9 protein-coding genes are annotated in these 12,375 nt (G+C 34.8%); 3 read left to right on the top strand and 6 right to left on the bottom strand.

What is annotated here, in order from left to right:
- The 4 genes from VFS71_RS08285 to VFS71_RS08270 all read right to left on the bottom strand — a co-directional run.
- The coding region (locus tag VFS71_RS08285; protein ID WP_326400481.1) for a sulfatase-like hydrolase/transferase at nt 1-911 on the bottom strand (911 nt) is incomplete at its 3' end.
- 19 nt (nt 912-930) lie between these two features.
- Nucleotides 931-2,400 carry a RagB/SusD family nutrient uptake outer membrane protein gene (locus tag VFS71_RS08280; RefSeq protein WP_326400479.1) on the bottom strand — a complete coding sequence of 490 codons (1,470 nt, stop codon included), beginning with the start codon at nt 2,398-2,400 and terminating at the stop codon, nt 931-933.
- Between the two features lie 111 nt (nt 2,401-2,511).
- Complete coding sequence (locus VFS71_RS08275) at nt 2,512-5,640, bottom strand: TonB-dependent receptor (protein WP_326400477.1); 3,129 nt, start codon at nt 5,638-5,640, stop codon at nt 2,512-2,514.
- An 804-nt stretch (nt 5,641-6,444) separates the two neighbouring features.
- Nucleotides 6,445-7,299 (bottom strand): leucine-rich repeat domain-containing protein, encoded by an 855-nt coding sequence (locus tag VFS71_RS08270; RefSeq protein ID WP_326400475.1) that lies wholly within the window; start codon nt 7,297-7,299, stop codon nt 6,445-6,447.
- A gap of 187 nt (nt 7,300-7,486) precedes the next feature.
- Here VFS71_RS08270 and VFS71_RS08265 point away from each other — a divergent pair, with 187 nt between their 5' ends.
- Nucleotides 7,487-7,975 (top strand): DUF1761 domain-containing protein, encoded by a 489-nt coding sequence (locus tag VFS71_RS08265; protein WP_326400473.1) that lies wholly within the window; start codon nt 7,487-7,489, stop codon nt 7,973-7,975.
- A gap of 59 nt (nt 7,976-8,034) precedes the next feature.
- On the opposite strand, the gene VFS71_RS08260 is transcribed toward VFS71_RS08265, so the two are convergent.
- Entirely contained in the window at nt 8,035-8,313 is a 279-nt protein-coding gene (locus VFS71_RS08260) for a 4a-hydroxytetrahydrobiopterin dehydratase (RefSeq protein ID WP_326400471.1), read from the bottom strand.
- A 297-nt stretch (nt 8,314-8,610) separates the two neighbouring features.
- On the opposite strand from VFS71_RS08260, the gene VFS71_RS08255 reads away from it, so the two are divergent.
- Complete coding sequence (locus VFS71_RS08255; protein WP_326400470.1) at nt 8,611-9,762, top strand: GNAT family N-acetyltransferase; 1,152 nt, start codon at nt 8,611-8,613, stop codon at nt 9,760-9,762.
- A 149-nt stretch (nt 9,763-9,911) separates the two neighbouring features.
- Here VFS71_RS08255 and VFS71_RS08250 read toward each other — a convergent pair whose 3' ends face one another.
- On the bottom strand, nt 9,912-11,819 hold the full coding sequence (locus tag VFS71_RS08250) for an ABC-F family ATP-binding cassette domain-containing protein (RefSeq protein ID WP_326400469.1): 1,908 nt from the start codon (nt 11,817-11,819) through the stop codon (nt 9,912-9,914).
- 74 nt (nt 11,820-11,893) lie between these two features.
- Here VFS71_RS08250 and VFS71_RS08245 point away from each other — a divergent pair, with 74 nt between their 5' ends.
- Complete coding sequence (locus VFS71_RS08245; protein WP_326400468.1) at nt 11,894-12,274, top strand: DUF983 domain-containing protein; 381 nt, start codon at nt 11,894-11,896, stop codon at nt 12,272-12,274.
- Nucleotides 12,275-12,375 lie beyond the last annotated feature (101 nt).

The following is a 12,375-nucleotide window of genomic DNA, read 5'->3' as shown; positions in this document are numbered from 1 at the left end:
AATATTGCATTGGCAGGGATTACTCCTAATTTCTTTTGATTAGCCAATACTTTTTCACGGTATACATCCCAACCTTCGTCAAATTTTCCTTTGTATTGATCACTCCAAGAAGCTTCCACTTGATGCGGTGCGTGAGCAGCTCCCGGCGCATAGTATAAAAAGAAAGGTTTTCCTGGTGCCGCTTTTTGTTGTTTTTGGATATAACTAATTGCTTTATCAGTAATCAGTTCATTTAAATGGCGACCATCAGGTTTTACATGTACTTGATCTTCCACCAAATCAGGATTGTACTGATCAGTTTGAGAACCTAAGAAACCATAGAAATGATCAAAACCTTTACCCGTTGGCCATCTGTCAAACGGTCCTGCATCGGTAGCATCCTCATCAGGAGTCACACCATATTTACCAACCGCAAAAGTGTTATAGCCATTCTCCCTTAAAATCTCAGCAATCGTTCCTTTATCCGATGGAATTCTTCCATCCCAACCTGGGAAACCTGCCGACAAAATAGTGTGTGAAAAACCGCTAACATGGACTCTTCCTGAATTTCTACCTGTCAACAATGCCGCACGAGTTGGAGCACAAATTGCCGTAGTATGAAAATTAGTGTATCGCAATCCATTATTTGCCAAAGCATCAAAAGTTGGTGTTTGAATTAAACCTCCAAAAGCACTGGAAGCTCCAAATCCCACGTCGTCCAGTAAAATCCAAACGACATTTGGCGCACCAACTGGCGCTTTTACTGGCTCTGGCCAATATTCTTTTGATTCCGCCAATGTTTTACCGATAACGCCTTTATAGTTTGCATCAGGATTATTTTGGGCAAAGCCAAATTGTGCAACAAGCAAAGCAGTAACTAATAGCCCTTTCTGAGGGCTTTTAAATTTTGAACTGATTTTAATATTTTTCATTGTTTTTATAATTTAGTAATTAATAGCCTGGATTTTGTGGTAACCCTACTGGGTCAATATTTCGTTCACTTTGAGGGATTGGGTACAAATTGTTTCTTTCGGAAACAGAGTTTTTAGCAGTTACTTTTTTCACTTCGCTAACCAAAATTCCCCAACGTACCAAATCATACCATCTTTGCCCTTCTTGAACAAATTCTTTTTTGCGCTCCTCACGAATAGCGTCTCTTAGCTGCACATTTGTAAGTCCTACCAAATCCACTGTTGCGTCTGGGGTGTTGATTGCTTTTCCAAAAGCCCTTCTTCTTACTTGATTCACGGCTTCAAGAGCCTCAGCTGTTGGTCCACTTTGTTCATTGGTCGCTTCCGCAAAAGACAAAAGGATGTCTGCATAGCGAATCACAGGGAAATTTATGGCCACATTAGCAGGTGTAGCTAGATTTGTAAGATCCAGAAATTTTTTAAAGAGCGGTTTCGGGAAAGTATAAAGCGTTCCTGTGGCAGGATTAGGCAATTGTTTCACATAACTGGCATCTCGTCTGGTATCACCATCCGCATAGATGTCATAAAACAGGGCAACATCCGAGATAATATCTGCCGGTTCAGTCGCCGTAAATCCAGTAAAAGCAGTTGCCTGGAAAGTACTTCCGCTAGAACCATTTCCTGCTTGATTCGGTTCGAACTGAACAGAAAAAATATGTTCTTTTCCGTTCTTTTTCGCTTTATTGAATATATCCGAAAAAGTTTCGAAAAGTGCATATCCATATCCGCCATTAATCACTTCATTCGCTTTAAGGATAGCATTTGGCCAATCTTTTCTTGTCAAATACACTTTGGCCAAAATCGCTTTTGCAGCACCCGAAGTAGCACGTCCAGCTTCATTTGCCGGATATGTGGAAGGCAAACTTTGCGCATCCGTCAAATCCGAAATAATTTGTGCATAAACGGCATCTACAGTCTCTCTTTTTGACTTTAGACTCTCCACGTTAATGGAAGTTGCCTCATGTAAAACTATCGGAACCCCACCCCAAAGACGAACTGCCTGAAAATACAGCAACCCTCTAATGAATTTAGCTTCATTAATCAATCTAGTTTTTACAACTTCTGAACCAGTTACTTTAGGAACATTGTCAATAGCTATATTGGCTCTGTTGATTCCGTTATAAATTTGGCGCCAAGCCACCTGAACGCGATCTGAAGTCGCATCATGGGTCAAACTACTTAAAGCCCTAACCTGTGGATTCGTAGCCGAAACACCGGCCGCGGCATAATCAGATGCCATATCGGTCAAGAAATAAAGGTTTCTACCAAATAAACTTTGCTCTCCCGGGTCAAGACTCAAGGAGGCATAAACTGCTGTTACACTCGCAACGGCATCATCCTGCGTTTTGAAGAAATTTTCTTCGGTTACAAAGGAGGTCGGTGTTACCTCCAGCTCCGTGCACGATACTAATATAGTGGCACTTAATAGGAATGTTATTATCTTTTTCATCTGTAGATATTTATTGTTTTTTTATCTGTCATATGTAATTCGCATATCTTCATTAGTGTTTATGACCAATTTATAGTTATGCTCATTTCATCGTTTAATTTTTTATTTTACTTAGAAAGTTACGTTCACACCGGAAATGAATGTTCTAGAATTTGGATAAGCACCAAAGTCAATTCCGGGATATAAATTATTTTGTTCATAGGAACTTACCTCAGGATCATAACCAGTGTATTTCGTCCAGGTAACCAAGTTTTCGGCAGATACATAGAATTTTATACTTTGGGTTCCCAGTTTTGAAGAAACGCTCTTAGGAAATGTAAATCCTAATGTGATAAGCTTTAATCTCAAGAAAGAAGCATCTTCCACATAGCGTTCCGAAACAATTCCCAGTGGGGAACTTGATGCTCTTGGAATTTCATTGCTTGGATTTGTAGGAGTCCAACGATCCAATAAAGTCGCAGCAGCATTGGTTCCAAGAGTAGAGATTTCCAGTTGCTGATTCAAAGCATTGAAAATTTTACCTCCGTAAGCCCCTTGGAAAGAAAATTGCAAATCGAAGTTTTTATAAGCAACAGTGTTGCTGAAACTTCCAACAAATTTTGGTTGCGAACTTCCTAGATCCCCTTTATCAAGAGCAGTAATTACTCCATCTCCATTGGTATCCACATATTTTCTGTCCCCTACTTTTGTATTGGCAAGACTGTTTATTTTAGGTTGCGTATTGATTTCCTCCTGTGTTTGGAAAATTCCATTGGTTTTATATCCCCAAAAAGTTCCTAGAGGCAATCCCACTTTTACAGTTACTGGTTGTTGTTGCAACAAAGAACCATTTGGAACCACTGGAAAGAATTGGTTAACTCCATTTCCAATTTCTACTACTTTGTTTTTATTGGCTGAAAACACAAAGTTTGAGTTCCAAGAAAAGTTTTCAGTTTTTAAATTTTCGGTAATAAGTCCAATTTCAATACCTTTATTTTCAACTCCACCAATGTTTTGAAGAACAGTGGAATAACCCGAAGTCAACGGGACAGGAACATTTATTAATAAATCATTTGTTTTCTTGTAGTAAGCATCAAAAACAAAATTGATTTTTCTATCCAAAAGCGATAAGTCCAAACCAACATTATACTGCGTCGTTTTTTCCCATCTTAAATCTGGATTTGCCAAACGGGTTGGCGCCAATCCTGTTTGTACTGTACCTCCAAAAGCATAATTGACTGAACCTATTTGCGCCAAAGAAAGGTAATTACCAATTTCCTGATTCCCTGTAGTTCCAACGCTAAATCTAAGTTTTGCGTCGTTTATAACTTTAAGGTCTTTTGCAAAATCTTCTTCGGTAATGTTCCAAGAGAAACCTGCTGATGGAAAATACCCCCAAAGTGATTCCGAACCAAATCTTGAAGAACCATCTGCACGAGCCGATACGGTTAGATTGTAACGCCCATCATAAGAATAATTCACTCTTCCCAACCATGATTTCAATACACTTTCAAATGCTTCACTATATGGCTTTACAGCTACACCATCCTGCAAAGCGTTGTAGGTGTTAGCATCATTTACAAATTTATTCGCGCCTGCATTAACTACCTCCCCTTGTGTATGTTGAAGTGTGTATCCTGCCAAAGCCGAAAACTTGTTTTTTTCTCCAAAGTGTGTATTGTAATTCAACGTGTTTTCATTCAATACCGAGCTGACCAATCTGTCCCCAACTGAAGCCAAACCTTTGGTTCCCGCACCCGTTGTAGTAGTGGATGGAGCATAGTAATTTTGTTTAGTGTTAATCACATCCCCGCTAACGGAGACTTTAGCAGTAATCTCTTTGCTTACTTTGTATTCGCCAAACAAACTAGCCAATGTTCTATTAATAATAGTTTCGTTTACTGTGTTTTCCAAATCATTAATAGGATTTCCTATAATTCCATTAACCGCAGTCGAATAAGGGTTATCTGTTAGATTATAAGAACCATCGGCATTTTTAATCGGAACTACTGGAGGCGTGTACAAAGCAACAACCAATGGATTAGGTTGTCTTCCTGCTGCTGTACCACCGTTAGTTCCCACACCATTGGATATTGAATTAGAATAATTGACATTCACACCAAATTTAAAATTTTGGGAAAAATTTCTTTCGTAATTGGAACGAAGTGAAATTCTTCTGAAATCAGTTCCAATCACCACTCCATCTTGATCAAAATAACCTGCAGAAACAGCATATCTGGAGCGATCATCACCTCCTGAAAATGTTAATTGATGGCTTTGAATTGGGGCAGTTCTAAAAACAGCAGACTGCCAGTCGTATCCGCCTGATGTTTTAAGAGCTTCAATCTGTTCAGTCGTAAATGAAGGAGCTTGCCCTATACTCGCCTGAACATCATTACGTAAACTTGCCCACTGTGCAGCATCAAGCAAATCGAGTTTTTTGGATACGGATTGTACTCCAAAATATCCCTGATACGAAATAGTATCCAATCCCTTGGTCCCTTTTTTGGTAGTAATAAGGACTACTCCATTTGCACCACGAGAACCATAAATTGCTGTTGCAGAAGCATCTTTCAATACTTCAATAGATTCAATATCGGCTGGATTGATTGTAGAAAGTACATTGACACCCGCTCCCGCATTAGCCACTCCAGCTGTACCATTATTATTGTCATTGTAAATCAATATTCCATCTACAACATAAAGAGGTTCATTACCTGCTGTAATTGAATTCCCTCCTCTAATACGAACACTAGAACTAGCACCTGGGCGACCCGAACTTTGGGTAACCACTACACCTGGTACAGCTCCTCTCAATAAATTATCTGCAGAAGAGGTAACTTGATTTAGATTTGCTTTTGGAACAGATGCTATGGCTCCTGTAATATCTTTTTTCTTTTGAGAACCATAACCTACAACAACTAATCCGTTGAGTTCTTGAAGTTCTTCCTCCAAATTGATGATAACTGGACTTCCGTCAGCGATGTATTCTGTCTTCTTATATCCTATATAAGTTACGACTAAGGTATAAGGGAATTTTTGACCCGTTTGAAAATAAAATTTACCTTCTGAATCTGTTACCACTGCATGCGTGGTTCCTTTAATAGTCACTGTAGCTCCTGCAACAGGCAGATTAGTGATTTTGTTAATTACTGTTCCGTCAAGTTTCGACTGGATAAGAGGCTTAGTGTTTTGGGCATAAATTCCGATTGAAACCAGAAAAATGCCAAGCCATAAAAGATTATATAATATTTTTTTCATTACTTTGTTTTGGTTTAATAAATAAGGAGTTTGAAAACTGATTTAATCAATTTTCATTTTCCGACTAACGATAACATTTTTTTAAGCCTGCCATTTCTGTTGCCGCAGAAATGGCTTTTTTTTTATTTACAACAACACATTCGTTTTTTCATTTTATTTTTTTTTGATTAGTATTAATATTTGATTTGGATAATATTTAAAAAAAGGGATATACCAAGCAGTCAAATAATTTATATCGAATTGAATAAATTACTTTGAAACTGAACATTACAAAATGTAAAATGGGATTAATCGAAGACTCTAACAGCAACAACACATTCGACGAAGAGTGTCGAATGAGAAAGATCCTTGCATGATCAAAAAAGGGATGTTTTTGATTGTCTTCACAATTTTAGTTTTAGTGTTAATATCGTTTTTTTTAAACTCTACTATTTCCATAGACAAAAGTAAGTTAAATTTATTAACTGCCAAAAAAAAATATAACTATTTACTAAAAAAATGTTAATCAGCATTAAGTAAAACATGCAAAATACTCAAATACAACAACTTATTACCTATTTATTTTTAAAAATATAATTAGTAGATATAACAAAAAATAGCTTTTTAGTCCCCTAAACAAAATCTAGTCTTGTGAAAAATTAAATTTTTGAAGAAAAAATTGCAATAAATTAAGCATGATCGAAAAAAAAAGAAATCAAAAGTGCATAAAAAAAGCGCAGTAATTTAGCTTCTAAATTACTGCGCTTGACAATCATGAAAAACTATTATTACTAACTAAACCAAATCTATTTATTGTTTTGTAACTTATTCATCTGCAGCTAAGACACCTTTAACATTACTCGACACTTCCAACTGGAATGCAAGACCAGATTCATTAATCATAGTAAGATTAAAACCTTCTTTTTGGGCTAAAGTTTGGGAGACAGCACCAGAAAACGAATTATACGATAAATTAATACTTTGCAAATTATCCAATTTTGCTATGGTGTACGGGATGCGCCCATCCATTTTATTGTCAAACAAACTTAAATTTTCAAGTGCTTTTAAATTTTCAACATTCCAACTGATTTGTCCCGAAAATTTATTACTGCTTAATACCAATTCTTTTAGATTCTTTAGTTCATATAATGAAGCAGGAAGCGAACCCGATAATTCATTATTGAATAAAGACACAACTTCTAATTCTTTTAAATTCCCAATTTGATTAGGCAATTCTCCTGAAAGGGTATTCATGAAAATCATCAGTGTATTTAAATGTGGTATTTCACAAATGGAATTCGGTATTGTACCTGATAACTTATTAAAAGCAAGATTTAATTCTTTTAAGTTTTTCAGCTTTCCAATCTTTTCGGGTATTGTTCCCGAAATTTGATTTTTAAACAGATTTAATACTTCTAAATTTTTCAAATCTGTAATTTCAGTAGGCAATGTTCCCACCAGATTATTATTAGAAAGATTGATTCCAACCACATGATCATTTTGAATTTTGACACCGTGCCAAGTGGTAACTGGTGCATTCAAATCCCATTTTACTTTCCATTGGCTTCCATTTGTACTTTGATTCAATTTTATCAAAATGTTTTTTTCAGAATTCGGAACGTTTGCCATTAACGAAATTGAAAAGACAACGGTAAGAAGTAAAGTAATGATATTTTTCATAATCCTAATTTTAAACTTTTACAAAACAAAAATAGTGCCAATATTCTATTAAATGCAAAAATAATCGATTAAATACGTATTTTTTTAATTTATATAATACATATACTACTTAATTTGAATTTTAGAAGCTTAAAATACATATCGAAAAAATAGTTACATTTGATGTATAACCTTAAAACCTTAAATTATGGAAATGAATTGGATTGCAATTTTTGTAAGCGCATTAGCAACATTAGTAGTAGGATTTGTTTGGTACAACCCAAAAGTATTTGGTACCATTTGGATGAAAGAAACTGGACTCACCCAAGAGGAACTGCAAAAAGGAAATATGTTGAAGATCTTTGGATTGACCTACATTTTCTCGATTCTTATTGTATTTGTTGAGATGTCATTGACGATACATCAAACTGGAGCCATGAGCATGATAGGAGGATATGCTAAAATAAACGAAGCACTTCCCTCATTTAAAGCTTTTATGGCCGATTATGGTACTGCCTTTAGAACATTCAAACATGGCGCGTTACACGGATTCATATCCGGTTTATTTTTTGCTTTCCCAATAATTGCAATAAACGGTTTATTCGAAAGAAAATCTTGGAAATATATTTGGATACACGCCGGATTTTGGATCGTTAGCTTGACTATAATAGGATCATTAGTTTGCGGTTGGGTATAATCCAAAATAAAAAAACAAAAAAGCCTTATTTCATTTTAAAGAAATAAGGCTTTTTTTTATTAGAACAACCCTTCAATTTGGGTTGCTAATTCAAAATCTTTTGTGGTCACACCTCCTGAATCATGTGTATTTAAACGGATATTTACTTTATTATATACATTAAAAAGCTCGGGATGATGATTCATCTTTTCAGCCAATACACCAACCTGCACTATAAAACCAAGTGCTTGTGTGAAGTTCTTAAATTTAAAATCCTTTTCAATCGCATTCTCCTTAAAATGCCATTCTTTTAAATTTTCCAAAAAGGGGCTCGCTGATTCTTCTGTATATGTTTGCATAATTGTTTCTTTTCTATAAAGTTAGAGAAAAGATACTGAGATTCAAAGTTTCTAAGATTCTAAGATTTTTTTTAGTTGATGCAAAAGTGCAAAATCTTAACTCTCAGCCCAGATTGAAATGGAAATCCTTTTGTGTCTCGTCTTTTGGGACGAGACACAAAAGATTGCAATGAAAAGCGGGACTATATCCCCAAAAATGCCAAATCTTTCTGCTCCAAATTAAGCTTAGAAACTTTATAACTATTCTTCATTAAATTAACTTTATTGGCTAAATTTGACAAAATATACTTACCCAATTTGAAAACAACACTTTCATATCAAATTTACGAGACCAAAGCCCAACTTCCTGAAAACTGGAATGATCTAGGTTCTAAAAATATTTTTTTATCCAAAGAGTATTTTGAAATTCTAGAAAAGTCTGCTCCCAGCAATATGATTTGTCATTATATTGGTCTTTTTAAGGATCAAAACTTAGTAGGTATAGCGATCTCCCAATTTTTGGATTTAAATAAATTGGAATCTTTTGGAGATAGAGATCGATGTGTTAAAGCTAGTGTTCGAAAATTTATTTTGAAAAATTTCGCTTCACATGTTCTGCTTATAGGCAATAACATGCTTACAGGACAAAACTCATTTGTTTTTTCGGATTCCATATCGTCAATAGAAGGAATAAAAGCCTTAAAAAAAGCAACTGACGATTTAAAATTGAAACTTAAATCAATGGGGAAAAAAGTGCACATCACCACTTTTAAAGATTATACCCGAAAAGATGTAGAAAACTTCAAATCGGATGTCTTTAAAAAAAACTATAAATACTGCATTCAGCCCAACATGACCTTCAAAATCAGGGATGAATGGCATTCTGAACAAGACTATATCAATTCCTTGATCAAAAAGTATCGTGATCAATACAAACGAGCCCGAAAAAAAGCAGATGGAATTGAAAAAAGAAAACTACATCTGGAAGACATAATTAGATATGAAGAAACAATTTATGACTTATACCACCACGTTGCCCAAAATGCTCCCTTCAATACTTTTTTTCTAACCAAGAATCATTTTAGGGTTTTTAAAGAAACATTAAAAGACAATTTCTTATTCTATGGTTATTTTTTAGACGGAAATCTTATCGGTTTCAATACATTAATTAAAAATGGCAACACAATAGATACTTATTTTTTAGGGTATGACGACACTGTTCAAAGAGAAAAAATGCTGTATTTGAATATGCTCTATGATATGATTGCCTATTCTATCAATAAAGGTTTCAAAGAAATTATTTTCTCCAGAACTGCTTTAGAAATTAAAAGTTCTGTTGGGGCAAAGCCAATAGAAATGTTTGGTTTTATGGAACATAGCAATTCCAGAATAAACAAACATGTTCCTAAAATATTTCCAAAATTGGAACCCGAAATTGTATGGCAGGAAAGAAATCCGTTTAAAGAATAATAAACAAGAAGACAGATTTCAGAATGCAGATCTATATAGCATAAAAAAAGCTTGTCGAAATTGACAAGCTTAGTATTTTTAAAATGACAATTAGAATCATCAGAGATCTACATCTGAAACCTATAAACTGTCTTCTGAAATCTGCAAAATTATAAAGCATCAATTTCTTCCTGAACAATTTCCCAGTCCAAAAGCAATTTATCCAACTCCGCTTTCTTTTTGTTATAAGCGATAAAGAACGAAGCATCTTCAATATGTTTATCATAATTGGACGCCAACAATTTATCATCGTGCTGAATGTCTTTTTCCAGTTGTTTAATTTGACTTTCTACTTTACTTAATTTATTTTGCAAAGCCTTGCCTTTTTTCTGATCTTCGTAGGAAGCTTTGTTGCTTTCTTTTGCTACAGTAGCTTTCAAAGCATCTTTCTTCTCCACTTCACGCATATTTTCCATATTGCGTTCTTCCAAGAAATAATTGATATCCCCTAAATATTCCCTGATTCTTTGATCTTTGAATTCGTAAACGATATTGGACATTCCTTGCAAGAAATCTCTATCGTGAGAAACTAACAGTAAAGTTCCACCAAATTTTTGCAAAGCCGCTTTCAAAACATTCTTGGATTTTATATCCAAGTGATTTGTAGGCTCATCCATCAGCAATACATTAATAGGTTGCAATAACAATTTACATAGCGCAAGACGGTTTCTTTCGCCTCCAGAAAGCACTTTTACCTTTTTTTCTACATCATCACCACGAAACAGAAAAGAACCCAACATATCGCGTACTTTCATTCGGTTGGTATCCATTGCTGCATCTTCCATAGTCTGCAACAAAGTAATCTCTCCATCAAGATATTCGGCTTGGTTCTGTGCAAAATATCCTAATTGTACATTATGTCCTAATTTAATCGAACCTTGGTATTCAAATTCATCTACAATCGCTTTAATGAAAGTTGATTTTCCTTGACCGTTTTGACCAACAAAAGCAATTTTACTTCCACGCTCAACTAATAAACTAATATCTTTAAGAATTGTTTTATCACCGTAACTTTTAGTAACCTTTTCAGCTTCTATAACGACTCTACCTGGCTCTTTGGAAACAGGGAAAGAAATATTCATAACCGAATTGTCGTCTTCATCAACTTCGATACGTTCTACTTTATCCAGCTTTTTGATTAAGGATTGTGCCATCGAAGCTTTAGAAGCTTTGGCTCTAAACTTTTCAATCAGCTTTTCCGTCTCTTCAATTTTCTTAGCTTGGTTTTTTTGGGTAGCCAATTGTTTTTCACGAATTTCATGACGCAATTCCAGATATTGAGAATACGGTTTATTGAAATCATAAGCTTTACCAAGCGAAATCTCAATAGTTCTATTGGTAACATTATCCAAAAACATCTTATCATGCGAAACAATAACTACAACCCCTGGATAATTACGCAAAAAGCTTTCTAACCAAATAATACTTTCAATATCCAAGTGATTCGTAGGCTCATCCAGCAATAATACATCATTCGATTGCAATAACAATTTAGCTAATTCAATACGCATTCTCCAACCACCTGAAAAAGTTTCGGTTTGATTGTCAAAAACTTCACGTTTAAACCCTAGTCCTAAAAGAATTTTTTCGGTATCACCAACATAATTATATCCTCCCAACAATTCAAAGCGATGTGTGTAGTCAGATAGGTCTTCTATAATTTGGCTGTATTCTTCACTTTCATAATCCGTACGAGTTACTAATTGATGATTAATATCAGCTAATTTTTTCTCAACAATTTTGATTTCAGTAAATGCTTCGTAAGCTTCTTCCAATACGGTTCTTCCTCTTTCAAAATCAATATCCTGACGCAAAAAACCCAAACGAATTTCTTTCTCCTGAGAAATCACTCCTGAATCCGGAGCAAAGTCTTTCGCTAATATTTTAAGCATAGTTGATTTCCCTGCACCGTTCTTTCCAACAAGACCCACACGGTCACCCGCACCCAATCGAAAAGTCACTTCCTCAAACAAATAAGAACCACCAAACGAAACCGATAAATTGTGTATATTAAGCATGTATTATTATTTTATTCCTTTATGAATTAGTAAATTTGGTCTTTCTAAAAATAGAAAAATTAATTTTTTTGCAAATGTTAAAAAAAGGATCCAAACTATATAGCATTTTAACAGGAACTTGTCCAAAATGCATGAATGAGAGTATGTATGTGGACAAAAATCCGTTACATTTAGGTTCTGTACTCAAGATGAATGAACAATGCAGTCATTGTGGTCTAAAATATCAAATCGAACCTTCCTTCTTTTATGGAGCCATGTATGTTAGTTATGGTTTGAATGTTGCAGTTGGAATTGCGGCTTTTATCGTATCATACGTTATATTCAAAACCAGTATACAAACTTCCTTTATTGCCATTATTGCTACATTAATTATATTGTTTCCAATAGTGTTAAGATGGTCCAGAAACATTTATATCAACATGTTTGTCTCTTACGACCCGACAACTAAAATTTAATTTTAATTAAGATTTTCCACTACGCTTATTGGTAAATCTTTTAATATCTATTTCCTTATCTAGCAATATATCGTTCTCAATATTATCAAACAATGCTTTGG

The organism is Flavobacterium sp., from assembly GCF_035760125.1.
Lineage (GTDB): Bacteria > Bacteroidota > Bacteroidia > Flavobacteriales > Flavobacteriaceae > Flavobacterium.
Note: the sequence above shows the minus strand (reverse complement) of the source record. Positions and strands in the feature narration are given on the sequence as shown.